The following is a 22,951-nucleotide window of genomic DNA, read 5'->3' as shown; positions in this document are numbered from 1 at the left end:
GACACGAATGGATCACGACGAGGAGACGGTGGCCGAGCAGCCGCAGGTGCGGACGGACGAGCCGTACGAGCCGAGATCAAATTCTCGTAAAACCGCTTATCCGGTGCTAACGGGCGAGGTGGCTATGGTAGGGGCTCCACTGGACACCACCAGAGCCGACAGGGGAGGTGCGGCCGTACCCGGGGATCGGGGAGGAGTGCTGCGGCGCTTCCTCGGATCGGCGGGCAGGCCGAAATCCGTGAACGACACCGCTGCTGATCCCAGCCACGCCGATGCGCTCGCACCGGGCGAGGACCGGACCGCGACCTTCTCCACCGACGCGGACGGGCAGGCATGGACTCCGCCCACGTGGGAGGAGATCGTCAGCACGCACAGCGGCCGCGTCTACCGCCTGGCCTACCGTCTGACCGGCAACCAGCACGACGCCGAGGACCTCACCCAGGAGGTCTTCGTCCGCGTCTTCCGCTCCCTGTCGACCTACTCGCCCGGCACCTTCGAGGGCTGGCTGCACCGCATCACGACCAACCTCTTCCTCGACATGGTCCGGCGCAAGCAGCGCATCCGCTTCGACGCCCTCGGCGACGACGCGGCCGAGCGCCTGCCCAGCCGCGAGCCCACCCCGTCCCAGGCCTTCAACGACGCGCACTTCGACGCCGACGTGCAGCAGGCCCTGGACACCCTCGCGCCCGAGTTCCGCGCCGCCGTCGTCCTGTGCGACATCGAGGGCCTGTCGTACGAGGAGATCGCCGCGACCCTCGGCGTCAAGCTCGGCACGGTCCGCTCCCGGATCCACCGCGGCCGTTCCCAGCTGCGCAAGGCCCTCGCGCACCGCTCCCCGGAGGCCCGCAGGGCCGGGCGCCGCTCCTTCGTTCCCCGTGTTCCCGCACTGGGGGGAGGGGGCGCGTCCGCGTGAGTGGTTCACGACCCAACCCCGCCGAGCCGCAGCTCGCCGAACAGCACCTGGGAGACCGGCTCTCCGCACTGGTGGACGGAGAACTCGGCCACGAGTCGCGTGAGCGCGTCCTGGCCCACCTGGCCACCTGTGCCAGGTGCAAGGCCGAGGCGGACGCCCAGCGCGCCCTGAAGAGCGTCTTCGCGGAGGCAGCCCCGCCCCCGCCCTCCGAGAGCTTCCTGGCCCGCCTCCAGGGGCTGCCCGGGGGCGGTGACGGCGACGGTTCGCCGTTCGGCGGCACGGGCCTGCCGGGACGCCGGTCCGACGGCGGGGTCTTCGGCCTCGGCCAGGAGGACCGCTTCGAGTTCGGCTACGTCCCGGCCCGTCCGCACGACTCGGCCGTGACCGCGGGCCGGGGCTTCCGGATCCATCCCGTCGGCCGCCCGGACGCCGACCGCTCCGCCTCGCGCGGCATGCGGTTCGCGTTCGTCGCCGCCGGCGCGGTCTCGCTGGCCGCCGTGGCGCTCGGCGGGGTCACCGCGGGACTGCCCGGCTCCCCGGCCGCCGACGCCCGCGGCGGCAGCGGCGGCGGCAGCGTCGCCCCGGCCGGTTCGGCGGGCGCGGGCACCGCGGGCGCCGCCGACGCGCAGCGCCGCCGCTCGTTCACCCCGCTGCTGTCCTCCGGCGTGCCGGCGGGCTCCGCCGCCACCGCGGCGCCCACCTCGGTCTCCGCGCCTTTGCTGCCCGGAGTGCCCGCACCGGGCGCCGGCGAGAAGACGCTCCGGGAGCTGACCGCGCCCGTGCTGGCCGGCGCGGCCGCCGTCTCCCCGCTGATACGGCCGCTGACCGCCGATCCGCCGGCCGCCCTCACCTGGAGGACCGGCACCCCGGAGGCGACGGGCGCCGCGCTGCTCGCCGCGCCCGTCACCGACACGGCCTCCGCTCCGCCCTCCCGCGCGGCCCGCTGACCACCGCCGGGCAGGAACTGACGGAAACGTCACAGGCCGGACCGCAATCGTGCCCGGACTAGGCAAACAACCTGGAAAACCGGTCGTACACGCACAGGTGGACACCTCGGGACGGTACCGGTCGGACAGGTACGCCGGGTACCGTGGACCCGGCCCGGACCACGGAAGACCGCAACAGCGACCGGGGGGCCGAGGACCGAGGACATCGCAAGGAGCTTCAGGTGTTCAATGACATAGGACCACTAGAGCTGGCGACCATCGTCGTGCTCGCCGTGCTCGTCTTCGGTCCCGACAAGCTCCCGAAGGTCATCCAGGACGTGATGCGGACCATCCGCAAGATCCGGGAGTTCTCGGAGAGCGCCAAGGCGGACATCCGCCAGGAGCTGGGACCGGAGTTCAAGGACTTCGAGTTCGAGGACCTCAACCCCAAGAACTTCGTCCGCAAGCACCTGGACAGCGAGGAGCTGGGTCTCAAGGAGATCCGCAACGGCTTCGACCTGAAGAAGGAGATGGCCGAGGTCACGGACGCGGTGCACGGACGCGAGTCGGACTCCTCCTCGTCCGCGGGCGCGGGCGGCGGTTCGACCGGTGGCCGTGTCGACATGTCCAAGAAGCCGGAGGACCCGGGCAAGGACGACCGTCCGCCGTTCGACGCGGACGCCACCTGAGCCGTACGGCCCCCTCGCCCGCGTGGCGTACGTGACGCGTTTCATACCGTGAGGGCGCCGTTCGAGGCCTGATCCCGCCGCCCGCGCGACCCACGCGACGGGCGGTTTCGCTGCTGGTCCCGGCGGTGTGGCTATGCTGCCGAGTTGTTGTGCGGACCGGACGAGTGCGCCCGAAGGGGGGCGGGCCGCCCCGGACCGACGAGAACTAGGAGGCGTCCGGGCAGATGGAGACGACAAGTCGGGTGGGCGAACAGACGCCGGCCGCGGAGAACGGACAGCAGGTCCTCTCCGCCCGGCGCACGGTCGACGGCTACCTGCAGGCGCCCTTCCCCTGGTACGGCCTCGACGAGGCGTTCACGGGGCCGCGCTGGCTGATGCAGGTGGGCGTGGCGGCCGACGGCGCCGTGGAGCACGGGTCGATCGGGCACGGGGATGAGCCGTCGGTGCGCAACGAGCACCTGGCCGCGTCCGTCGGTGAGCCCAGGGAGAAGTTCGCGGTGGTCGTGACCGTCGCGGCCAATCCGTCGCGCAGGAGCGCCGACGGGACGGGACTGCTGGAGGCCACGTCGGTCTCCTCGGCCGCCTGGCTGGCCGGGGTCGGGCTGCTCTCGTTCACCTGGCCGGGCCAGATGGACCACAGCCTGCGGGACGACTGGCTGGACCAGCAGACCGAGACGGCGTGGGAGCTGGCCGACGAGCTGAACGGGCCGGAGTGGTCCACGCTGTCGCTGCCGGTGGACGGGGTGGCCACGCCCTTCCACTACCGGGAGTCGGAGTTCGGCTGGGTGCTCGCCGGGTCGACGGAGGCGGGGGTGCACCTCGGGGCGTACGGGCGCGGGATGTCCGCCTACGGGCTCGGGTTCGCCGTGGTCAAGGACATCGCCGAGTACGCGTGAGAGCCGCGTACGCATGAGAAAAGGGGCGCCGGTGGTTCGTGGCGCCCCTTCGCCGTGCCGGGCCTGGATCGCGCGGGGGGACGGCGTCCGCGCCGTTCCCCTCCGCTCCGTGCCGTCCTAGAACTTGTTGCGCGGGGTGATGCCCAGGGACAGGCCCGACAGGCCCCGCTGGCGTCCGCCGAGCTTGCCCGCGATGCCGCGCAGCGCCGCGCCCGCCGGGCTCTCCGGGTCGGTCAGCACGACCGGCCTGCCCTCGTCGCCGCCCTCGCGCAGGCGGACGTCGATCGGGATGCTGCCGAGCACCGGGACGTTGGCGCCCGTCGTGCGGGTGAGGCCGTCGGCGACGGTCTGGCCGCCGCCGGTGCCGAAGACGTCGACCATCTCGCCGCAGTGCGGGCACGGCAGGCCGGACATGTTCTCGACCACGCCGACGATCTTCTGGTGGGTCTGGACCGCGATGGAGCCCGCCCGCTCGGCGACCTCCGCGGCCGCCTGCTGAGGCGTCGTCACGACCAGGATCTCGGCGTTCGGGACCAGCTGGGCGACCGAGATGGCGATGTCGCCGGTGCCGGGCGGCAGGTCCAGCAGCAGCACGTCGAGGTCGCCCCAGTACACGTCCGCGAGGAACTGCTGGAGGGCGCGGTGCAGCATCGGGCCGCGCCAGACCACTGGGGCGTTGCCCGGGGTGAACATGCCGATCGAGATGACCTTCACGCCGTTCGCCGACGGCGGCATGATCATGTTCTCGACCTGGGTGGGACGGCCGTCCGCGCCGAGCATGCGCGGCACCGAGTGGCCGTAGATGTCGGCGTCGACGACGCCGACCTTCAGACCGTCGGCGGCCATCGCGGCGGCGAGGTTGACCGTCACCGAGGACTTGCCGACACCGCCCTTGCCGGAGGCGACCGCGTAGACACGGGTGAGGCTGCCCGGCTTGGCGAAGGGCACCTCGCGCTCGGTCTGGCCGCCGCGCAGCGCCGAGGCCAGCTCCTTGCGCTGCTCGTCGCTCATCACGTCCAGGGTCACGTCGACCCGGGTGACGCCGTCGACCCGGGAGACCGCGTCGGTGACGCGCTGGGTGATCGTGTCCCGCATGGGGCAGCCGGAGACCGTCAGGTACACGGTGACCGCGACCGTGCCGTCCTCCCCGACCTCCACCGATTTGACCATCCCCAGTTCGGTGATGGGTCGGTTGATCTCGGGGTCGTTCACCGTCGCCAGTGCCTCGCGCACCGCGTCTTCGCTAGCCATAAGGACGATGGTACGGCGACCCGCACGGCCCCTATAACGCCCCTCACCGGTCTTCTACGTCACGCCCCGCCGACCGTTCTGCCGGGAATACGCCGTGCGCGCCGTGCCCGGTCCGCCGCTCGTCCATGTCCCTCAGCAGGTCCTGGAGCTCGGAGCGGATCCAGTCCCTGGTCGCCACCTCGCCCAGGCCCATGCGCAGTGCGGCGATCTCCCGGGTCAGGTACTCGGTGTCGGCGATGGACCGCTCGTTCTGCTTGCGGTCCTGTTCGAGGTTGACCCGGTCGCGGTCGTCCTGCCGGTTCTGCGCGAGCAGGATCAGCGGGGCCGCGTAGGAGGCCTGGAGGGACAGGGCCAGGGTCAGGAAGATGAACGGGTACTGGTCGAACCGCAGTCCTCCGGGTGCCGAGACGTTCCACAGCACCCAGACGATGATCACGACCGTCATCCAGACGATGAACCGTCCGGTGCCCAGGAAGCGCGCGATGCGCTCGGAGAGCCGGCCGAAGGCCTCCGGGTCCCACTCGGGCACGATCCGCCGCCTGGGCGCCCGCGGCAGGTCCAGACGGACCCCGCGCGGCCGGGGGGCCGCGGTGGCGCCCGACGGTGTGCGCTCCCGGGCGCCCTCGCGGTCAGGCGCCATGGGCCCCCGCCTCCTTCTCCGGCGCCGGTTCGTCCGCGTCCAGGTGGAACTCGGTCTCCCGCCAGTCGTCGGGCAGCATGTGGTCCAGGACGTCGTCCACGGTCACCGCGCCCAGCAGCGACCCCGTCTCGTCGACCACGGGCGCCGCGACCATGTCGTACGTGGCGAAGAACCCGGCGATGATCGGCAGCGTGGCCTCGGGGTCGAGCGGCTGCAGGTCGTCGTCCAGGAGCGAGCTGACCAGGGTGTACGGCGGGTCGCGCAGCAGCCGCTGGAAGTGGACGGCGCCCAGGTACTTGCCGGTCGGTGTCTCGTCGGGCGGCCGGCAGACGTAGACCTGGGCGGCGAGGGCCGGGGACAGGTCGGGGTTGCGGATCCGGGCGAGCGCGTCGGCGACGGTGGAGTCGGGCCGCATCACGATCGGCTCGGTCGTCATCAGTCCGCCGGCCGTGTGCTCCTCGTACGACATCAGCCGCCGCATCTCGGCCGCGTCCGCCGGCTGCATCAGGCTCAGCAGCCGTTCCTTGTCCTCCTCGGGCAGGTCGGCGAGCAGGTCGGCCGCGTCGTCCGGGTCCATGGCCTCCAGGACGTCCGCCGCCCGTTCCTCCTTCAGCTTGCCGAGGATCTCGATCTGGTCGTCCTCGGGAAGCTCTTCGAGCACGTCGGCCAGGCGGTCGTCGTCCAGGGCGGCGGCCACCTCGGCGCGGCGCTTGGCGGGCAGGTGGTGCAGCACGTTGGCGAGGTCGGCGGGGCGCAGCTGCTCGAAGGTGGCGAGCAGGCTTTCCGCGCCCTGGCCGTGCTCCTCCAGGGAGAAGCCGGTGACCTGCGACCACTCGACGGTCAGCGACTCTCCTCGGGTGCGCCGGAAGGTGCCGGTGCGGCCCTTGCGGACGAAGACGCGGTCGACCTCCCACTCCCGGCGGGCCGGCCGCTGCTGGGCGCCCAGGTCCAGGACGGTGACCTCCTCGCCGGTGTCCACCAGCCGGACCCGGCGGTCGAGGAGTTCACCGAAGACCAGGCGTTCGGTGGGCCGCTGCTCGAAGCGGCGGACGTTGAGCACGCCGGTGGTGATGACCTGGCCGGACTCGATGCTCGTGACCCGGGTCATGGGCAGGAAGATGCGGCGCCGGGTGGAGAGTTCGACGACCAGGCCGAGCAGCCGCGGGGGCTTGCGGCCGACGCGCAGGATGACGACGAGGTCCCTGACGCGTCCCACCTGGTCGCCGTTGGGGTCGAAGACGGCGATGCCGGCGAGGTGCGAGACGAAGATCCTGGGAGTCCCGCCTGCCATGGTTGCGCCTCCTTCTCCCGCCGACGTTCCGGTTGGCCGCTTTCCTGTCTCTTTCGCCTGCTCGGTGGGGTTCAGGCTAGCCCGTACCGATCGGATACGCCCTGGTGGGCGGTCCGGACGGACTGGCTCCGCCGGGCGGCCGGGGCACCGGTACGCTGCGGTACGCCGTGCCGGACCCGTCAGAAAGGTGGCCCCGTCGGTGACCGCGATTGCTCCGGGCCCAGGCCGTACCCGCCGCGCCGCACTGGTGACCGCGATGTGCGCGCTGGCCCTCCTCACCGGGTGCAGCGAGGATCCGGACGCGGGCACGAACGGAGTGGGCAAGCTGGCCCCGGACGTCATCCAGTCCAAGACCCGCGCGGCGGCCGCCGCGGTGGCGACGGTGCGGATGGCGGGGACGGTGGTCACCAGCGGCCGCACGTACGAACTGGACATGCGGCTGAACGCGGACGGCGGCACCGGCTCGGTCACCTCCAAGGGCTCGACCTTCCATCTGCTGCGGGTGGGCCGGACGCTGTACCTCCAGGCCGACGCGGACTTCTGGAACCACGCCGACGGCAGTGACACCAGCGCGGGCGGCACGCTGGACGGCAAGTACGTGAAGGTGCCGCAGGGCGACCCGTCGTACAAGAAGTTCAGCGGCTTCACGGACAAGAACCTGCTGCTGTCCGGCCTGCTGACCCTGCACGGTTCGCTCTCGACCGCCGGCCACCACGAGCAGGCGGGCACCCCGACCATCCGCATCGCGGGCGACGGCGGTTCCGGCGGCACGCTGGACGTCTCGCTGAAGGGCAAGCCGTATCCGCTGCGCCTGGAGCGCGCCGGCGGAGCGGGCACCCTCACCTTCACCGACTGGGGTCAGTCCTTCGGCGTCACCGAGCCGGAGAAGGGCGACACGGTCGACTACGGCAAGCAGCTGCCGACGTCGTGACGGCGGCGCGGCGAGGCGGCTACTTGGGCTTTCCGCGGCGCGCGAGGAGCTTCGGCAGGGCCGCCGGGACCGGGTTCCTGGTCGTGGCCGGGGTCGGCAGCGGCGGCGCCGCCAGGCTGCCGGTCGGCAGCGGCCGCGTCGCTCCCGTCGGGCGCAGCAGCAGCACCCGGCACTCCCGCGCCCAGCGGTCCGTCATGGCCTCGCCGTCGGGTGCGTTGAGGCGCTTGCCCTTCAGCTCCGCCACCGCCGCGTCCCACGCGGGCGAGCCGGCGGACAGTTCCGTCACCGCCGCCGTCCAGACGACCAGCAGGCCGCCCTTGTCCTTGCTGCGGACGGTCACCTCGGCCGAGGTGCCGTCGGCCAGTCCGGTCAGCGGCTGCTCGCTCCCGTCGCCGACCAGGCAGACGGCTCCGTCGGCCCAGGCGTGCCACACCGCGCGCGCGGCCGCCTCCCCGGCGCCGCGGACCCAGATGAGGCCGGACTTCTTGGTGGCCTCCTCGACGAGGGCCCGGTCGAGCAGCTGACGTGTCATGCGCCCAGCCTAGAGCCAGCCGTTGCGCTTCAGGGTGCGGTGGATGCCGAGGCAGATGACCATCGTGATGCCCATGATCACCGGGTAGCCGTACCGCCAGTGCGTCTCGGGCATGTACGTGAAGTTCATGCCGTACACGCCGCACACCATGGTCGGTACGGCGATGATGGCGGCCCAGGACGTGATCTTCCGCATGTCCTCGTTCTGCGCCACGGACGCCTGGGCGAGGTTGGCCTGGAGGATGGAGTTGAGGAGTTCGTCGAAGCCGACGACCTGCTCCTGGACGCGGGCGAGATGGTCCGCGACGTCCCGGAAGTACTTCTGGATGTCGGGGTCGACCAGCCGCATCGGGCGCTCGCTCAGCAGCTGCATGGGGCGCAGCAGCGGCGACACCGCGCGCTTGAACTCCAGCACCTCGCGCTTGAGTTGGTAGATGCGCGCGGAGTCCACACCGCGCGAGACCCCGCCCCGGCGGCCGGGCGTGAAGACCTCGGTCTCCACCTCGTCGATGTCGTCCTGTACGGCGTCGGCGACCGCGATGTACCCGTCGACGACGTGGTCGGCGATGGCGTGCAGCACGGCCGAGGGGCCCTTGGCCAGCAGCTCGGGGTCGTCCTGGAGGCGGTGGCGCAGCGCCCGCAGCGAGCCCTGTCCGCCGTGCCGGACGGTGATGAAGAAGTCCCGGCCGGTGAAGCACATGACCTCGCCGGTCTCCACGACCTCGCTGTTGGCGGTGAGCTGGTCGTGCTCGACGTAGTGGATGGTCTTGAAGACGGTGAACAGCGAGTCGTCGTAGCGCTCCAGCTTGGGGCGCTGGTGGGCCTGGACGGCGTCCTCCACGGCCAGCGGGTGCAGCCCGAACTCACTGGCGATGCCCGCGAATTCGGCCTCCGTCGGCTCGTGCAGGCCGATCCACACGAACCCGCCGTCGCGGCGCACCTGGCGCATCGCCTCCTGCGGGGTCAGCGGGCGCGGCGTCTCCATGCGCGCGCCGTCCCGGTAGACCGCGCAGTCGACGACGGCCGACGGCGTGGCGGGGTCGCGGGTGGTGTCGTACGCGCCGGTCTCGACGCGCAGGCTCTTGTGCTGGGAAGGGCGGGTCGGGCGGACCACGGCACGGAGGTCGCGGATCATCGACATGGGCAGGCTCCTTCGCGACAAGCAGCGGAAGACCGCGGCGAACGGGTGGAACTACCCGGAATGGGGACGTCCTGACTGCGGATGTTTGGCACGTCCACAAAGCGGGGAGCACCGCACCGTTGCGGTGGCGACTTCGCTACTGATTCGGATCAGACGAACGGATCCAGACAGATCCGAACGGACCGGTCAAAGGGATCGGGAAAGCGAAAACGCAGTGCTCTTCCGAACGACAACGCGAACGTGAAGGCGGCAGCCGACCAGGAGACGAAATCAGCAGGCGGAAGAGCGAGTGGTACTGCACGGGTGACTTCGATCCATGACAGCCCCACCTCCTCCAGCCGGTCCCTCGTAAGGGAGTTCTCGTGGCGTCGGGGCCTGACCGCGACGCTCTGCGTGCTGCCCCGAACCGTCGCGGCCAGAGTAGCAGCAGCCCTTGGTGTCAAGGCGCTGCTTTGCCCGGTACTGACGAGTTCTATGCTCACGGCATGGCTGAAGTTCTTCCTCTGGTCGAGGCCCGGTTGACCACCGCGCTGGGCGAACCGGACGCGCGCGCGGCGGTCACCTTCCTCGGTACGGACCGCATCGAGGTGCTCCGTTTCCAGGAGGATCTGCAGGGCGAGCACGTCCTGCGCTACGCCACGCTCGGCATGTCGGCGCACCCCATGACCGACCCCACCGCGACGCTCGCCGACCCCGTCGAGGGACCGCGCGCCGAACTGGTCCTGTCGGTCCGCGCCGGACTGGCCGACACCGACAAGGTGCTGCGCGCGCTCGCCGTCCTGGCCGCGTCCCCGCAGGTGGAGGGTCTGGTCGTCGCGCCCGGCGCGTCCCTGGACGTCGGCGGCCCGCTCTGGCCCGACGCGCCCTTCACCTCGGTCCTGGTCGGCGAGCCGGGCGGTCTCGTCGAGGATCTGGTGCTGGACGCGCCGCTCGACCCCGTACGGTTCCTGCCGCTGCTGCCGATGACCCCGAACGAGGCGGCCTGGAAACGCGTCCACGGCGCCCAGGCGCTCCAGGAGCGCTGGCTGGCCGGCGGCACGGACCTCAGGGATCCGCACCGCCGTTCCGTCCCGTTGGACTGACCGACCGGGGTGAGCAAGCTCACCAAGAGGCCGTCAGGACCGGTCAGTTGGCGAAGACGGCGACGCCGTCCTCGGCGGCGTGCGACGGCCGCGCCCGCTCCGCCTCGTGCGTGAGCGCCCGCCGCCGTACGAGGACCGCGGCCGCGCCCGGCACGGTGGTGACCGCGGCCACCACGAACGGGACGTGGACGTCGGTCCACTCCTCGATCTTCGGCGCGAAGTAGGGCGCCGCAGCGGCGGCGAACCAGCGGACGAAGGTGGAGCCCGCGCTCGCCACCGGACGCGGCGCGTCCGACACCCCGAGGGCCAGTTCGGTGGAGACGGTGTTGTTCACGCGGATGAACGCGCCGGACGGGATCGTGCAGACGATCGCGGTGGTGTGGCCGCCGTGGCCGAGCACCGTCACGTCGGCGGCGGGCAGCACTCCAGGCCCTTGGCTGTCGAGGGCGGGATCGGGTCCACGAGTCCGATGCCCATGAAGGCGACGACGGACGCGCCCGCCGTCGCCCACACGGCCTTCGCCTGCCGCAGGATGCCGCCCGCTCCCGTCTCGAACGGGTCTGCCGGCTCCGTCACGCGCTTCCTTCGTCGCTCTCGTCCGGTCGCCGCCGCGACCGCGGATGCAGTTGGCTTTTGCACCCAGTAGGTTAGGGTAACTAATTAATGCGAGTTACATCTAACTCCGTCCGGTGACCGCTTCCGCCCGGACGGGTGATCGTCCTTGACGTGGGGGATCCGGGGTAGGACCGTGGGGCCCTATGAGGGGCGAACCCAGTTGCCCGAAGTGTGGTGGCCGGGTCAGGGCTCCCGGTCTCTTCGCCGACACCTGGCAGTGCGATGCGCACGGGACCGTGCATCCGGTACAGCCCGTGATCCCGCCCAGCGTCGAGGCCCTCGGTGTCGTGGTGCACCGCACCCAGGTGCCGGTGTGGATGCCCTGGCCGCTGCCGGTCGGCTGGCTGTTCACGGGCGTGGCCTGTGCCGGTGACGACCGCAGCGGCGGCCGCGCGACCGCCGTCGCCTGCTCCGGACCCGCGCCGCTCGGCGGCATAGGGGAGATGATCCTGGTCGCCGAGGAGCTGGGAGTCGGTCTCGGCGCGCGGTACGCGGGCATCGACGGACCGGACCCCGGGCCGACGATGGACGTGGAGAAACCGCCGCAGGCGAAGGTGCTCGCCTCCGGCCGGCCGACGCCGCTGTGGCACGTGTCGGGAGCGCCGGCCGACCGGGCGGTCTTCGCGGGCGAGGCCCGCGGGATGTGGCTCTGGGCGGTGGTCTGGCCCGAGCAGACCGGGCTGCTGATGTACGACGAGCTGGTGCTGACGGACCTGCGGGACGCGGGCGCCGAGGTCGACCTGGTCCCGTGCGGCGCGCTGTCGCCGCGCCTGCTGGAGCCGTAGGGGCCTTGTTCCCCGGCGAACAAGGCGTCGACCTGCCGGGGTCCGACCTGCCGGGGTCCGACCTGCCGGGGTCCGGCCCGCCGGACGGGCGTTCGCGCGCGGTGGCCGGAGGGCGTCCGTGAGCTGCTTGTACGGGGCGCCGGCGGTGTTCGGGTGTGACAGGGCATCCGGCGTCGGCCGTTATCCTTGACGCGTCCCTCCCGTCCCGTCCCGCCTGGAGTCCGCGTCGTGCGCATCGATCTGCACTGCCACTCCACCGCGTCCGACGGTACGGACAGCCCGGCCGAGCTGGTGCGCAACGCCGCCGCCGCCGGACTGGACGTCGTCGCGCTCACCGATCACGACACCACCCGTGGCCACGCGCAGGCGATCGCCGCGCTGCCCGAGGACCTCACGCTGGTCACCGGGGCGGAGCTGTCCTGCCGGCTCGACGGCGTCTCCCTGCACATGCTCGCCTACCTCTTCGACCCCGAGGAGCCCGATCTGCTCGCCGAGCGCGAGCTGGTCCGGGACGACCGGGTGCCGCGGGCCCAGGGCATGGTCGCCAAGCTGAACGAGCTGGGCGTGCCGGTCACCTGGGAGCAGGTGCGGCGGATCGCCGGCGACGGTTCCGTGGGCCGGCCGCACGTCGCCTCCGCGCTCGTCGAGGCCGGTGTCGTGCCGACCGTCGGCGACGCCTTCACGCAGGAGTGGCTGGCCGACGGCGGCCGGGCCTTCGTGGGGAAGCACGAGACCGACCCCTTCACCGCGATCCGGCTGGTCAAGCAGGCCGGCGGGGTGTGCGTGTTCGCGCATCCGGCGGCCGCCAAGCGCGGGCGCACCGTGCCCGAGCAGGCGATCGCCGAGATGGCCGCGGCCGGCCTCGACGGCATCGAGGTCGACCACATGGACCACGACGCCGAGACCCGGGCCCGGCTGCGCGGGCTGGCCGCGGAGCTGGGGCTGCTGGTCACCGGCTCCTCGGACTACCACGGCAGCCGCAAGACGGTGGCGCTGGGCGAGTACACGACCGACCCCGAGGTGTACGGGGAGATCACCCGCCGGGCCACCGGCGCGTTCCCCGTCCCGGGGACCGGCGGACGCTGAGGCCCGCCTTCCTCCTGAACTCTCCGCGCGCCGTGCCGTGCCCGCCCGGTCGCCGGGCCGTGCCCGCCCGCGCGCGGTGACTCCCACCGGCCTGCGGCACGACCGCACGCAGCGCCGCCCTACGCACAAGGCTCACGCATGTTCGACGTCGCCGTCTTCGGCTCCCTCTTCCTGACCCTGTTCGTCATCATGGATCCCCCCGGGATCACCCCGATCTTCCTGGCCCTCACCTCCGGCCGGCCCGCCAAGGTGCAGCGCCGGATGGCCTTCCAGGCCGTCTGCGTGGCGGGCGGCGTGATCACCGTCTTCGGGCTCCTCGGCCACCAGATCCTCGACTACCTGCACGTCTCCGTGCCCGCGCTGATGATCGCGGGCGGGCTGCTGCTCCTGCTGATCGCGCTCGACCTGCTCACCGGCAAGAACGACGAGCCGAAGCAGACCAAGGACGTCAACGTGGCGCTGGTGCCGCTGGGCATGCCGCTGCTGGCCGGGCCCGGCGCGATCGTGTCCGTCATCCTCGCGGTGCAGAAGGCGGACAGCTTCTCCTCGCAGGTCTCCGTGTGGGCCGCGATCCTCGCGATCCACGTCGTGCTGTGGTTCGTGATGCGCTATTCGCTGCTGATCATCCGGGTCATCAAGGACGGCGGCGTGGTCCTGGTGACGCGGCTCGCGGGCATGATGCTCTCCGCGATCGCCGTGCAGCAGATCATCAACGGGGTCAGCCAGGTGATCAAGGGCGCGTAGCCGCACCGGGGGCGGAACGCGGAAACCCCCGCACGGCGTCGAGCCGTACGGGGGTTTCCGAAGACTGTGCGGTGCTCCGCGCGTCGGTGAGTCGTCGTCCGTCGTCGCGTCTCGTCGTGTCGTGTTACGCAGTCTGGTTCTCGGCCGGTCGGATCCACAGGCGCTGCCCGACCGCGGCGGCCTGCTGGACGATCCTGTTGACGGAGGCGGCGTCCACGACGGTGCAGTCCACGGTGGTTCCGTCGACTTCGTCCAGTCGCCTGATTTCGAAGCGCATGAGCCTCTCCCTTCGTCGCGTGTTCCTTCCAGTCAACGACTTGCGTGTTACAAACATTCCCTACGCTAAAGAAAACTTTCGAACGCCTAATTACCGACCGGTAAGAGTCCTTCGGGAGACTGACCGGGACCGGTTGTGTTCGCAGCGTGACCGCCGGGACAATGGAGGCGATGAACGACGACCTCGCCGCCCTCAAGACCCGCATCGATCACACGAACGAGCTGCTCACCCGCATGCTCGCCGAAGTGGCGAAGACGCCGTCGACGCACGCGATCTTCGTCGACGCGGGCTACCTCTACGCGGCCACGGGCCGGCTCGTCGCCGGGACGGAGGACCGCCGCGCCTTCGACCTCGACGCGGAAGGGCTCATCGAGGCGCTCATCGACAAGGCGCGCCAGATCTTCGCCGACAGCCGCCTGCTGCGCGTCTACTGGTACGACGGCGCCCGCCGCCGCATCCACACCGCCGAGCAGCAGACCATCGCCGAGCTGCCCGACGTCAAGGTCCGGCTCGGCAACCTCAACGCCAACAACCAGCAGAAGGGCGTCGACTCCCTGATCCGTACGGACCTGGAGTCGCTCGCCCGGCACCGCGCCATCAGCGACGCGGCCCTGCTCGGCGGCGACGAGGACCTGGTCTCCGCGGTCGAGGCGGCCCAGGGCTACGGCGCCCGGGTCCACCTGTGGGGCATCGAGGCGCCGGAGGGCCGCAACCAGGCCGAGCCGCTGCTCTGGGAGGTCGACAGCCAGCGCACCCTTGACCTGGAGTTCTTCAAGCCGTACGTGGCCCGGCGCACCGCGCACGCCTACGAGGCGGGCGGCGCGAGGCCCACCCGGGAGGACGTCCGGTTCGTCGGTGCGCAGATCGCCGCGAAGTGGCTGTCCTCCCGTGGCAGCGGGGCACTCGTCGAGCTGCTGCCCGGCCATCCCTATCTGCCGGGCCCGGTCGACCAGGACCTGCTGGTCGAGGCCGAGGGCCTGCTCCAGTACTCCCTGCGCGGCCAGGCGGACCTGCGCCGGGCCCTGCGGGACGGCTTCTGGGAGCACCTCCAGACGCAGTACTAGCCCGGCGGACGGGTCGTACGGCGTCACCGGCCGCCGGCGCGGTACCGGCCGTCGTGCGCGGTACCGGCCGTCGTGCGCGGTACCGGCCGTCGTGCGCGGTACCGGCCACGGGGTGCGGCGCGACACCGGCCGCCGGCGCGACACCAGCCGTCGTGCGCGGTACCGGCCACGGGGTGCGGTGCGCTAGCCGGCGGCCGGCCGCCGGTCGTCGGTGCCGTCCCAGAAGTCGGCGATCGCCGCGGCGGTCGGGGCCGGACGGTCGGTGTTGGGGGAGTGCTCGGCACCCTCGACGACCGTCCGGTGCGCGCGCAGTCGCAGCGCCATGTCGTCCAGCAGCGGCAACGGCCAGGTGTCGTCCCGCGCCCCCGACAGCACGTGGAACGGCAGCGGCACCGTGGCGAGTTCCTCGACACGGTCCGGTTCGGTGCACAACTGGCGCCCGGCGGCCAGGAGTTGGGCAGGCTTGTTGCCCAGCCAGCGGCGCCGCAGATCCTCCTGGTCCGCCAGGCCGTCCTCGTCCAGCTCCGTCAGCTCCTCCGGCGCCTCCATGGCCCGCATGGCCTGCCACACCTCCGCCATCGGCAGCACCGCCAGCGCGTCCCGCAGCAGCTTCACCCGCTGCTGCTGCGGCACGGAGATCTGCGCCGGGCCCGAGGACATCAGCGTCAGCGAGCGGAAGGGCGTGTGGTCGAGCAGGACGGCCGCGCGCGCGATCTGGCCGCCGAGGGAGTGCCCCAGCAGGTGCACGGGCCCGCCGTCGCCGACCGCGGCCGCCTGCGCGAGCACGTCACGTGCCAACTCCTCCTGGGCGTAGGCCGACTCGTCGTCGGCAGGACCGTCCGACTCGAACTGGCCGCGTCCGTCGACGGCGACGGTCCGGTAGCCGCGCACGCCCAGTGCCTCGTGGAGGAAGGTGAAGTCCTCCTTGCTGCCGGTGTAGCCGGGCAGCAGCAGCGCGGTCCCCCTGGGCTCCGCCCCGGAGGCCGCGGGAGCGTCGACGACGGCGAACTCGCCGCGTGCGGTGGCGAGCGCGTACGCGCGGGCACCGGCGGGCGGGACGAAGGTGCGAGGCCTGCTCATGGAGAGAGGTTATCCGGCGCCCTTGGGCCGCGCGCCGGACCGGGAACGCCGAACGGCCCGGCCCACACGGGGTGGGCCGGGCCGTTCGGTGAGGTGCTCAGGCCTCGGGGGCCGCGGTGGCGGCCTTCCGGGTCCTGCGGGCCTTCGGCTTCGCCTCCGCCTCGACGGCGTCGGCCGTGCCGGCCGCCTCGACGGACTCGGCCGCCTTGCGGGTGGTACGGCGCTTCGGCTTGGCCTCAGGCTCCTCGCTGGCCTGCGCCGGGATGCCCGCGGCGGCTGCCGTCTTGCGGGTGCGGCGCGGCTTGGCCGGCTCGGTCTCGGCCGTGGCCTCGGTCGCCGCCGGGGCGGCGGCCGCGGTCTTGCGGGTGCGGCGGGGCTTGGCCTCGGCGGCCTCCGCGGTGTCGACGGCCGCTTCGGCGGCGGCCGCCGTCTTGCGGGTGCGGCGCGGCTGGGCCTCGGCGGTGTCCGCCACCGTCTCGGCGGCGGCGGTCTTCCGGGTGCGGCGGGGCTTGGCCTCGGCGGCCTCCGCGGTGTCGACGGCCGCTTCCGCGGCGGCGGCTGCCGTCTTGCGGGTCCGGCGCGGCTTGGCCGGCTCGGTCTCGGCCGTGGCCTCGGTCGCCGCCGGGGCGGTGGCCGCGGTCTTGCGGGTCCGGCGCGGCTTGGCCTCGGTGGCTTCCGCGGTGTCGACGGCCGTTTCCGCGGCGGCGGCTGCCGTCTTGCGGGTGCGGCGCGGCTTCGGCTCCTCCGTGACCACGGGCTCGGCCGCGGTCACGGCTGCCTCCGCCGGCTCGGCGGCCTTGCGGGTGCGTCGGCGGACCGGCGTCACCGGGGCCTCGACGGGCTCGGCGGCCCGGACGGGCTCGGCGGTCTGCGGCGCGGACTCCGTGACCTGGGCGACCTCGGCGACCGGCGTCACCGTGGCCTCCGCGGCCTTGCGGGTACGGCGGCGACGCGGCTGCTCAGGAGCGACGGACTCCACCACCGCCTCGACGATCTCCACGACCGCCTCGGGCGTCACGGTCTGCGGCGCGGCGGCCGCCACCGGCTCGCCCGACGCCCCGCCCCGCGTACGGCGACGGCGGCGCGGGGTGCGGACACCAGCGGGCTCCGACGCCGTGACGGACTCGGCGACGGTCTGCGCGGACTCGGCGGACGGCGTCGGGGACGGCGTACCTGCCGCCTCGTCCAGAGCCGTGCCCGAGCGGGTGCGACGACGGCGGCGCGGGCTGCGGGCCGGACGCTCCCGCTCCTCCGAGCGGGCCTCCGAGCGAGCCTCGACACGGTCGCCCCGGCCACCACGACCGCGGCCACCGCGGCCGCCGGTCTCGCCGAGGTCCTCCACCTCTTCCGCGTCGAGCCCGGCGCGGGTGCGCTCCGCACGCGGCAGGACACCCTTGGTGCCCGCCGGGATCTTCAGCTCCTCGAAGAAGTGCGGGGAGGTCGAGTACGTCTCCACCGGCTCGTGGAAGCCGAGCTCAAGCGCCTTGTTGATGAGCTGCCAGCGCGGGATGTCGTCCCAGTCGACGAAGGTGATCGCCGTACCCGAGTTGCCCGCGCGGCCGGTACGGCCGACCCGGTGCAGGAAGGTCTTCTCGTCCTCGGGGGACTGGTAGTTGATGACGTGGGTGACGCCCTCGACGTCGATGCCGCGCGCGGCGACGTCGGTGCAGACCAGGACGTCCACCTTGCCGTTGCGGAACGCGCGGAGCGCCTGCTCGCGGGCGCCCTGGCCCAGGTCGCCGTGGACGGCGCCGGAGGCGAAGCCGCGGCGCTGGAGCTGCTCGGCGATGTCGGCGGCGGTGCGCTTGGTCCGGCAGAAGATCATCGCCAGTCCGCGGCCCTCGGCCTGGAGGATCCGGGCGATCATCTCCGGCTTGTCCATGGAGTGCGCGCGGTAGACGAACTGCGCGATGTTCGCGACCGTCGCGCCCGTGTCGTCCGGCGCGGCGGCGCGGATGTGGGTGGGCTGGCTCATGTACCGGCGCGCGAGGCCGATGACCGCGCCCGGCATGGTCGCCGAGAACAGCATGGTCTGGCGCTTGGCCGGAAGCATGCTGATGATCTTCTCGACGTCGGGCAGGAAGCCCAGGTCGAGCATCTCGTCGGCCTCGTCCAGGACGAGCGACTTGATGTGCTTCAGGTTCAGCTTCTTCTGGCCCGCGAGGTCGAGGAGCCGGCCCGGGGTGCCGACGACCACGTCGACGCCCTTCTTCAGGGCCTCGACCTGCGGTTCGTAGGCCCGGCCGCCGTAGATGGCGAGGACGCGGACGTTACGGACCTTGCCGGCGGTGAGCAGGTCGTTGGTGACCTGGGTGCACAGCTCGCGCGTGGGCACGACGACGAGCGCCTGCGGGGCGTCGGTGAGGGCCTCGGGGGCGGCGCGGCCCGCCTCCACGTCGGCGGGAACGGTCACGCGGTCCAGGAGCGGCAGACCGAAGCCGAGGGTCTTGCCCGTGCCGGTCTTGGCCTGGCCGATGACATCGGTGCCGGACAGGGCGACCGGGAGTGTCATCTCCTGGATGGGGAAGGGGTTGATGATGCCGACGGCTTCCAGGGCCTCGGCGGTCTCGGGAAGGATCCCGAGTTCTCGAAACGTCGTAGTCAGGGTGCTGCCTCTTCTGTGTATCGCGGTCCGAGGCGAGCGCGGGGGTCTGTGACGGACCGTGCCGGGGGACGTCGGCTGCCGTACGGGCGGGCCGTGTGGGGCACGCCGTATGACACGGGACCTCTGCCGACGCTCTAGCGCTCGTACCGCTGAGGGTGTCCCTCCGGTCGTCGTACGCGATGTGCCGTACACGCCGGGAGGGCTGTCGGGTCGGAGCCGATCGGGCCACCGACCGGGCATCCTCATACGTGCGGCCTGTCGAGGTACGTCCGAATGCGTTGGCGTACCAGCAGGCGCATTACCACCATACCCCGGAATCGTGCACATGTGATGGCCGATTTGGTCACGTCGTGGTAGTCACAGTGGCTGACCAGCGGCTTCCCGCTGACTTGTCCGGGACTTGCGGGGGCTTTCCTCGGGGTTCCCGGGGGTTCCCGGAGGCGGCGGGCGGGCTATTGTGCGCTTCATGACGAGCTCTGACAAGCCTGAGACCGCCTCCGCCGAACCGACCGGTGTCGCCGCCCAGGACTGGGCGCGGGCGGCCGCCGACCCGCAGTACCGTGCCGCGGTCGTGGACCTGCTCGGCGCCCTCGCGTACGGCGAGCTCGCGGCGTTCGAGCGTCTCGCGGAGGACGCCAAGCTGGCGCCCTCGCTGGCGGACAAGGCCGAGCTGGCGAAGATGGCGTCCTCGGAGTTCCAGCACTTCGAGCGCCTGCGGAACCGGCTGACGGAGATCGGCGAGGACGCCGCCCAGGCGATGGAGCCTTTCGTCGCGGCCCTGGACGGCTTCCACCGCCAGACGGCACCCTCGGACTGGCTGGAGGGCCTGGTCAAGGCGTACGTGGGCGACTCGATCGCCAGTGACTTCTACCGCGAGGTCGCGGCCCGTCTGGACGCGGACACCCGCGAGCTGGTGCTGGCCGTGCTGGACGACACCGGGCACGCCGGTTTCGCCGTGGACCGGGTGCGGGCGGCCATCGACGCCGACCCGCGGGTCGGGGGCCGGCTGGCGCTGTGGGCACGGCGGCTGATGGGCGAGGCGCTGTCGCAGTCCCAGCGCGTGGTCGCCGACCGGGACGCGCTGTCGACCATGCTGGTGGGCGGGGTGGCCGACGGGTTCGACCTCGCCGAGGTGGGGCGGATGTTCTCGCGGATCACCGAGGCCCACACCAAGCGGATGGCGGCGCTGGGGCTGGCCGCCTAGTCCTGGCACGCGGCCGCGGCCGCAGGCGACCGGTCGCGCGACCTTCCGTGCCGGCTGGTCCCTGTGGCGGCGGCGCTCGGCGCTACGCCGCCGGGATCGATCGTCGGCGCAGGTGGCGGCCGGCCGGGCGGAGCAGCAGCGACAGGGACGCCGCCGCGACGATAGCGGCGCCCAGCAGGCTCACCACCACCGTGCCGGGACCGAGCGCGCTGTGCGTGACGAAGTCGCCGAAGAGGGCGCCTGCGACTCCCGTGCAGAACACCAGCGGACGGGCCGGAAGACGATGGGACAGACGGCTGGCCGCGGCCCACGACAGGGCCACGCCGAGCAGTGCGGATCCAACGACTTCCAGCATCATCACGAGGGTCCCTCCCACGGCCGGCCTGCGCTTCACGGTCGTAGGCGGTCATACCCGTGACCTGCGGAATGCAATCCTCCCCTGTGGGTGACTTGTGCGCCGGATGCGGGGGGCGGACACGACGAAGGGGCCCGGCGGACATGCGTCCGCCGGGCCCCTTCGCGCTGCTGTTGGCTAGACCGCGCTGAAGCCCACCTTGCGCACCGTCGGCTCGCCGAGCTCGATGTACGCCAGGCGGTCCGTCGGGACCAGCACCTTGCGGCCGCGCTCGTCCTCAAGGGACAGCACCTGCGACTTACCGGCCAGGGCGTCGGCGACGAGGCGCTCGACCTCCTCGGCGTTCAGCCCGCTCTCCAGCACGATCTCGCGGGGCGCGTGCTGCACGCCGATCTTGACCTCCACGGCTATGTCCCTCCGACGGTCAGTGAAGTGCGCGACCTTCCGCGCCGTACGCAGCACACATTAGCCCGGTGAGGGGACGGACACGCTGTGGGCGGGCACGCCAGGAGCGAACACCGAACGGGAATGCCGCTGCCCGCGCGAGCCGCGACGTCTCAGTGGTGGTCGATGCCGTGCAGCGGGAACCCGGCGATGCCCCGCCAGGCCAGCGACGCCAGCAGCTGCACCGCCTGGTCGCGCGGCACGCTGCGGTCGCTGTGCAGCCAGGAGCGCGCCACCACCTGGGCGAGGCCGCCGAGGCCGGAGGCCAGCAGCATCGACTCGGCACGCGACAGGCCGGTGTCCTCCGCGATCACCTCGCAGATCGCCTCGGCGCACTCGGTGGTGACCTTGTCGACGCGCTCCCGCACCGCGGGCTCGTTGGTCAGGTCGGACTCGAACACGAGCCGGAAGGCGCCGCCGTCGTCCTCGACGTACGCGAAGTAGGCGTCCATGGTCGCCCGCACGCGCTGCTTGTTGTCGGTCGTCGAGGCGAGCGCGCCGCGGACCGCGTGGATCAGCGCGTCGCAGTGCTGGTCCAGCAGGGCCAGGTAGAGGTCGAGCTTGCCGGGGAAGTGCTGGTAGAGCACCGGCTTGCTGACACCCGCGCGCTCGGCGATGTCGTCCATCGCCGCCGCGTGGTACCCCTGCGCGACGAAGACTTCCTGGGCGGCGCCCAGCAACTGGTTCCGACGGGCACGGCGCGGCAGGCGCGTGCCCCGCGGGCGCGCCGCCTCTGTCTGCTCGATGGCTGTCACGCCGCCTCCCAAAATCGTCCACGTGCGGATTACGCCGCCCGGCCATCGTACTTTTCGGTAACCGTGCTGTGCGTGGTGCGAGCGCAGAATTTCACGTACCGGACGGCGGCGAAAGCCGCACCGGGAAACGCGGACGGGCCTGGCGGGTCCGCCGGGGCCCCGCGCGCTCAGCGGTAGTCGTCCTCGTCGAGGGCGACCACCCGCGCCTGTTCGATCAGATCGGCCTCGTTCGCACGGCCCTCGGCCACTTCGGTGAGCGGGTCGTCCTGGGACGGCGCGATGTCCGTCTGCTGTTCCGCCGCGTCGCCCTCCGGTGCCTCGACGTCGATCTCCGGCGCGTCTTGCGCCTCGGGCAGCAGGTCGTCGAGCACGTCGGGGTCGGTGGGTTCATAGGCCATGGTGGGCTCCCTTCCTTCGAATGTCCCCGGCACGAGCAGGGCGGCCAGGAACGGGTGCCCTCTTATCGAGCGTAGGAGACACCGGATGCGGACGCTATGCAGTCGACGGCGGTCCGCGGGGCCGGCGTCCCGCCGGGCGCCGGGGCCCGGGACGGCAGGCCGGACGCGCCGAGTGCCCAGCCGCGGCTCGCCGGTACCGTTCTGTGACGGCGAACACACGAATCACGGTGTGATCGTCTCGTAACATTGGCGCATGTCTTCGACCGAGCTGCCGTCCGTGCCGCCGACCAGCGTGCTCCCCGAGGCGGCGGCCGTCAGGATCGCCGAGGGCGAGCGGCTGCGGTCGGTGGGGCTGCCCGGAGTCACCCTTTCCATCCGGTCCAGGCCGCCCGCGCGCGCGGGTCTGCCGCCCGCGCTGTACGTCCACGGACTGGGCGGCTCCTCGCAGAACTGGTCGGACCTGATGCAGCGGCTGGAAGACGTCGTGGACGGCGAGGCGGTCGACCTGCCCGGCTTCGGCGACTCCCCGCCACCGGACGACGGCGACTACTCGGTCACCGGGCACGCGCGCGCGGTCATCCGCTACCTGGACGCGTTCGGCCGCGGTCCGGTCCACCTCTTCGGCAACTCGCTCGGCGGCGCGGTCAGCACCCGGGTCGCGGCCGTCCGCCCCGACCTGGTCCGCACGCTGACGCTCGTCTCACCGGCCCTGCCCGAACTGCGCGTGCAGCGCACGGCCGTGCCGACGGTGGTGCTCGGCCTGCCCGGCGTCGCCGGACTGCTCACCCGCACGACCGGCAAGTGGACCGCCGAACAGCGGGTCCGGGGCGTGCTGGCCCTCTGCTACGGCGACCCGGGCCGGGTCTCGCCCGAGGCGTTCGAGCACGCGGTGCAGGAACTGGAACGACGGCTGCGGCTGCCGTACTTCTGGGACGCGATGGCGCGGTCCGCGCGCGGGATCGTCAACGCCTACACGCTGGGCGGCCAGCACGGGCTCTGGCGGCAGGCCGAGCGCGTCCTCGCCCCGACCCTGCTGATCTACGGCGGCCGCGACCAGCTGGTCGGCTACCGCATGGCCCCGAAGGCCGCCCGCACCTTCCGCAACGCCCGGCTGCTGTCCATGCCGGACGCCGGGCACGTGGCGATGATGGAGTACCCGGAGACGGTGGCCGGGGCGTTCCGCGAACTCCTCGCGGACACCGACGGGTCGGGCGCCGGCGACGGCGCGCCGGGCGCGAGGGGCTGAGG

25 protein-coding genes and 1 pseudogene are annotated in these 22,951 nt (G+C 72.4%); 12 read left to right on the top strand and 14 right to left on the bottom strand.

All coding sequences use genetic code 11. The features are described 5' to 3' along the window. The first annotated feature begins 196 nt into the window (after positions 1-196). The 4 genes from sigE to ACIRQ9_RS21485 all read left to right on the top strand — a co-directional run bounded on the left by sigE (position 197) and on the right by ACIRQ9_RS21485 (position 3,424). Positions 197-913, top strand: a complete 717-nt coding sequence (sigE, locus tag ACIRQ9_RS21500) for an RNA polymerase sigma factor SigE (RefSeq protein ID WP_404175525.1) — start codon at positions 197-199, stop codon at positions 911-913. Then, a complete protein-coding gene (locus ACIRQ9_RS21495; protein WP_404175522.1) occupies positions 910-1,860 on the top strand; it encodes an anti-sigma factor in 951 nt (316 codons plus the stop codon). The genes sigE and ACIRQ9_RS21495 overlap by 4 nt, the downstream gene beginning before the upstream one ends. 221 nt (positions 1,861-2,081) lie before the next feature. Beyond that, positions 2,082-2,528, top strand: a complete 447-nt coding sequence (locus ACIRQ9_RS21490; protein WP_404175519.1) for a sec-independent translocase — start codon at positions 2,082-2,084, stop codon at positions 2,526-2,528. A gap of 224 nt (positions 2,529-2,752) precedes the next feature. After that, positions 2,753-3,424 (top strand): hypothetical protein, encoded by a 672-nt coding sequence (locus ACIRQ9_RS21485; RefSeq protein ID WP_404175516.1) that lies wholly within the window; start codon positions 2,753-2,755, stop codon positions 3,422-3,424. Between the two features lie 117 nt (positions 3,425-3,541). On the opposite strand, the gene ACIRQ9_RS21480 is transcribed toward ACIRQ9_RS21485, so the two are convergent. From ACIRQ9_RS21480 to ACIRQ9_RS21470, 3 genes are read right to left on the bottom strand one after another with little or no spacing between them, the layout of a single operon-like run. After that, entirely contained in the window at positions 3,542-4,675 is a 1,134-nt protein-coding gene (locus ACIRQ9_RS21480) for an Mrp/NBP35 family ATP-binding protein (protein WP_404175513.1), read from the bottom strand. Between the two features lie 43 nt (positions 4,676-4,718). Beyond that, the gene (locus tag ACIRQ9_RS21475) at positions 4,719-5,315 is read right to left on the bottom strand and encodes a DUF1003 domain-containing protein (protein ID WP_404175510.1); all 597 of its coding nucleotides are present in this window, start codon (positions 5,313-5,315) and stop codon (positions 4,719-4,721) included. Then, the gene (locus ACIRQ9_RS21470; protein WP_404175507.1) at positions 5,305-6,606 is read right to left on the bottom strand and encodes a magnesium transporter MgtE N-terminal domain-containing protein; all 1,302 of its coding nucleotides are present in this window, start codon (positions 6,604-6,606) and stop codon (positions 5,305-5,307) included. The genes ACIRQ9_RS21475 and ACIRQ9_RS21470 overlap by 11 nt, the downstream gene beginning before the upstream one ends. A gap of 199 nt (positions 6,607-6,805) precedes the next feature. Between ACIRQ9_RS21470 and ACIRQ9_RS21465 the strand changes: the two genes are divergently transcribed. After that, on the top strand, positions 6,806-7,537 hold the full coding sequence (locus tag ACIRQ9_RS21465; protein ID WP_404175504.1) for a hypothetical protein: 732 nt from the start codon (positions 6,806-6,808) through the stop codon (positions 7,535-7,537). Positions 7,538-7,556: 19 nt separating this feature from the next. Here the strand turns inward: ACIRQ9_RS21465 and ACIRQ9_RS21460 are convergent, their stop codons facing one another. Both ACIRQ9_RS21460 and ACIRQ9_RS21455 read right to left on the bottom strand, forming a co-directional pair. Next, positions 7,557-8,069, bottom strand: a complete 513-nt coding sequence (locus ACIRQ9_RS21460; RefSeq protein WP_404175501.1) for a hypothetical protein — start codon at positions 8,067-8,069, stop codon at positions 7,557-7,559. Positions 8,070-8,078: 9 nt separating this feature from the next. Next, complete coding sequence (locus tag ACIRQ9_RS21455; protein WP_404175498.1) at positions 8,079-9,209, bottom strand: magnesium and cobalt transport protein CorA; 1,131 nt, start codon at positions 9,207-9,209, stop codon at positions 8,079-8,081. Positions 9,210-9,694: 485 nt separating this feature from the next. On the opposite strand from ACIRQ9_RS21455, the gene ACIRQ9_RS21450 reads away from it, so the two are divergent. After that, positions 9,695-10,291 (top strand): suppressor of fused domain protein, encoded by a 597-nt coding sequence (locus ACIRQ9_RS21450; RefSeq protein WP_404175495.1) that lies wholly within the window; start codon positions 9,695-9,697, stop codon positions 10,289-10,291. Positions 10,292-10,334: 43 nt separating this feature from the next. Here ACIRQ9_RS21450 and ACIRQ9_RS21445 read toward each other — a convergent pair. Then, positions 10,335-10,724: pseudogene (locus ACIRQ9_RS21445) on the bottom strand (MFS transporter); the annotation flags it as partial. Beyond that, positions 10,694-10,867 carry a hypothetical protein gene (locus ACIRQ9_RS21440; protein WP_404175806.1) on the bottom strand — a complete coding sequence of 58 codons (174 nt, stop codon included), beginning with the start codon at positions 10,865-10,867 and terminating at the stop codon, positions 10,694-10,696. The pseudogene ACIRQ9_RS21445 and the gene ACIRQ9_RS21440, both read right to left, overlap by 31 nt. A 182-nt stretch (positions 10,868-11,049) precedes the next feature. Here ACIRQ9_RS21440 and ACIRQ9_RS21435 point away from each other — a divergent pair, with 182 nt between their 5' ends. The 3 genes from ACIRQ9_RS21435 (at position 11,050) to ACIRQ9_RS21425 (ending at position 13,521) form a co-directional block, all read left to right on the top strand. Beyond that, positions 11,050-11,691 (top strand): DUF6758 family protein, encoded by a 642-nt coding sequence (locus ACIRQ9_RS21435; protein WP_404175492.1) that lies wholly within the window; start codon positions 11,050-11,052, stop codon positions 11,689-11,691. Between the two features lie 228 nt (positions 11,692-11,919). Further along, a complete protein-coding gene (locus tag ACIRQ9_RS21430) occupies positions 11,920-12,777 on the top strand; it encodes a PHP domain-containing protein (protein ID WP_404175490.1) in 858 nt (285 codons plus the stop codon). A gap of 138 nt (positions 12,778-12,915) precedes the next feature. Beyond that, entirely contained in the window at positions 12,916-13,521 is a 606-nt protein-coding gene (locus tag ACIRQ9_RS21425; RefSeq protein WP_404175487.1) for a MarC family protein, read from the top strand. A 124-nt stretch (positions 13,522-13,645) separates the two neighbouring features. Here the strand turns inward: ACIRQ9_RS21425 and ACIRQ9_RS21420 are convergent, their stop codons facing one another. Beyond that, positions 13,646-13,798 (bottom strand): hypothetical protein, encoded by a 153-nt coding sequence (locus ACIRQ9_RS21420; protein ID WP_351321575.1) that lies wholly within the window; start codon positions 13,796-13,798, stop codon positions 13,646-13,648. Positions 13,799-13,968: 170 nt separating this feature from the next. On the opposite strand from ACIRQ9_RS21420, the gene ACIRQ9_RS21415 reads away from it, so the two are divergent. Beyond that, positions 13,969-14,862 (top strand): NYN domain-containing protein, encoded by an 894-nt coding sequence (locus ACIRQ9_RS21415; RefSeq protein WP_404175484.1) that lies wholly within the window; start codon positions 13,969-13,971, stop codon positions 14,860-14,862. Positions 14,863-15,045: 183 nt separating this feature from the next. Here ACIRQ9_RS21415 and ACIRQ9_RS21410 read toward each other — a convergent pair whose 3' ends face one another. Continuing rightward, positions 15,046-15,942 carry an alpha/beta fold hydrolase gene (locus tag ACIRQ9_RS21410; RefSeq protein ID WP_404175481.1) on the bottom strand — a complete coding sequence of 299 codons (897 nt, stop codon included), beginning with the start codon at positions 15,940-15,942 and terminating at the stop codon, positions 15,046-15,048. A gap of 97 nt (positions 15,943-16,039) precedes the next feature. Beyond that, positions 16,040-18,454 carry a DEAD/DEAH box helicase gene (locus ACIRQ9_RS21405; protein WP_404175478.1) on the bottom strand — a complete coding sequence of 805 codons (2,415 nt, stop codon included), beginning with the start codon at positions 18,452-18,454 and terminating at the stop codon, positions 16,040-16,042. A gap of 550 nt (positions 18,455-19,004) precedes the next feature. Here ACIRQ9_RS21405 and ACIRQ9_RS21400 point away from each other — a divergent pair. Then, positions 19,005-19,751, top strand: coding sequence for a ferritin-like fold-containing protein (locus tag ACIRQ9_RS21400; protein ID WP_404175475.1), 747 nt, complete (start codon positions 19,005-19,007; stop codon positions 19,749-19,751). Positions 19,752-19,833: 82 nt separating this feature from the next. On the opposite strand, the gene ACIRQ9_RS21395 is transcribed toward ACIRQ9_RS21400, so the two are convergent. The 4 genes from ACIRQ9_RS21395 to ACIRQ9_RS21380 form a co-directional block, all read right to left on the bottom strand. Next, a complete protein-coding gene (locus ACIRQ9_RS21395) occupies positions 19,834-20,109 on the bottom strand; it encodes a hypothetical protein (RefSeq protein WP_404175472.1) in 276 nt (91 codons plus the stop codon). Positions 20,110-20,283: 174 nt separating this feature from the next. Further along, positions 20,284-20,511 carry a DUF3107 domain-containing protein gene (locus ACIRQ9_RS21390; protein ID WP_046730492.1) on the bottom strand — a complete coding sequence of 76 codons (228 nt, stop codon included), beginning with the start codon at positions 20,509-20,511 and terminating at the stop codon, positions 20,284-20,286. A 152-nt stretch (positions 20,512-20,663) separates the two neighbouring features. Continuing rightward, entirely contained in the window at positions 20,664-21,305 is a 642-nt protein-coding gene (locus tag ACIRQ9_RS21385; protein WP_351321585.1) for a TetR/AcrR family transcriptional regulator, read from the bottom strand. Positions 21,306-21,472: 167 nt separating this feature from the next. Further along, positions 21,473-21,703, bottom strand: a complete 231-nt coding sequence (locus tag ACIRQ9_RS21380; RefSeq protein WP_404175467.1) for a hypothetical protein — start codon at positions 21,701-21,703, stop codon at positions 21,473-21,475. Between the two features lie 253 nt (positions 21,704-21,956). Here ACIRQ9_RS21380 and ACIRQ9_RS21375 point away from each other — a divergent pair, with 253 nt between their 5' ends. Then, on the top strand, positions 21,957-22,949 hold the full coding sequence (locus ACIRQ9_RS21375; RefSeq protein ID WP_404175464.1) for an alpha/beta fold hydrolase: 993 nt from the start codon (positions 21,957-21,959) through the stop codon (positions 22,947-22,949). Positions 22,950-22,951 lie beyond the last annotated feature (2 nt).

It is taken from the genome of Streptomyces sp. NPDC101237 (genome assembly GCF_044767465.1).
GTDB classification, from domain to species: Bacteria; Actinomycetota; Actinomycetes; order Streptomycetales; family Streptomycetaceae; genus Streptomyces; species Streptomyces gramineus.
The sequence above is the reverse complement of the archived record's forward strand: the minus strand, read 5'-3'. Positions and strand labels throughout refer to the sequence as shown.

Excerpts from the sequence above, each read along its gene's own strand:
- ACIRQ9_RS21485 (WP_404175516.1), top strand. The coding sequence starts at position 2,753 with ATGGAGACGACAAGTCGGGTGGGCGAACAGACGCCGGCCGCGGAGAAC.
- ACIRQ9_RS21480 (WP_404175513.1), bottom strand. The coding sequence starts at position 4,675 with ATGGCTAGCGAAGACGCGGTGCGCGAGGCACTGGCGACGGTGAACGAC.
- ACIRQ9_RS21475 (WP_404175510.1), bottom strand. The coding sequence starts at position 5,315 with ATGGCGCCTGACCGCGAGGGCGCCCGGGAGCGCACACCGTCGGGCGCC.
- ACIRQ9_RS21470 (WP_404175507.1), bottom strand. The coding sequence starts at position 6,606 with ATGGCAGGCGGGACTCCCAGGATCTTCGTCTCGCACCTCGCCGGCATC.
- ACIRQ9_RS21460 (WP_404175501.1), bottom strand. The coding sequence starts at position 8,069 with ATGACACGTCAGCTGCTCGACCGGGCCCTCGTCGAGGAGGCCACCAAG.
- ACIRQ9_RS21455 (WP_404175498.1), bottom strand. The coding sequence starts at position 9,209 with ATGTCGATGATCCGCGACCTCCGTGCCGTGGTCCGCCCGACCCGCCCT.
- ACIRQ9_RS21450 (WP_404175495.1), top strand. The coding sequence starts at position 9,695 with ATGGCTGAAGTTCTTCCTCTGGTCGAGGCCCGGTTGACCACCGCGCTG.
- ACIRQ9_RS21435 (WP_404175492.1), top strand. The coding sequence starts at position 11,050 with ATGAGGGGCGAACCCAGTTGCCCGAAGTGTGGTGGCCGGGTCAGGGCT.
- ACIRQ9_RS21425 (WP_404175487.1), top strand. The coding sequence starts at position 12,916 with ATGTTCGACGTCGCCGTCTTCGGCTCCCTCTTCCTGACCCTGTTCGTC.
- ACIRQ9_RS21420 (WP_351321575.1), bottom strand. The coding sequence starts at position 13,798 with ATGCGCTTCGAAATCAGGCGACTGGACGAAGTCGACGGAACCACCGTG.
- ACIRQ9_RS21415 (WP_404175484.1), top strand. The coding sequence starts at position 13,969 with ATGAACGACGACCTCGCCGCCCTCAAGACCCGCATCGATCACACGAAC.
- ACIRQ9_RS21410 (WP_404175481.1), bottom strand. The coding sequence starts at position 15,942 with ATGAGCAGGCCTCGCACCTTCGTCCCGCCCGCCGGTGCCCGCGCGTAC.
- ACIRQ9_RS21405 (WP_404175478.1), bottom strand. The coding sequence starts at position 18,454 with ATGACACTCCCGGTCGCCCTGTCCGGCACCGATGTCATCGGCCAGGCC.
- ACIRQ9_RS21395 (WP_404175472.1), bottom strand. The coding sequence starts at position 20,109 with ATGATGCTGGAAGTCGTTGGATCCGCACTGCTCGGCGTGGCCCTGTCG.
- ACIRQ9_RS21380 (WP_404175467.1), bottom strand. The coding sequence starts at position 21,703 with ATGGCCTATGAACCCACCGACCCCGACGTGCTCGACGACCTGCTGCCC.
- ACIRQ9_RS21375 (WP_404175464.1), top strand. The coding sequence starts at position 21,957 with ATGTCTTCGACCGAGCTGCCGTCCGTGCCGCCGACCAGCGTGCTCCCC.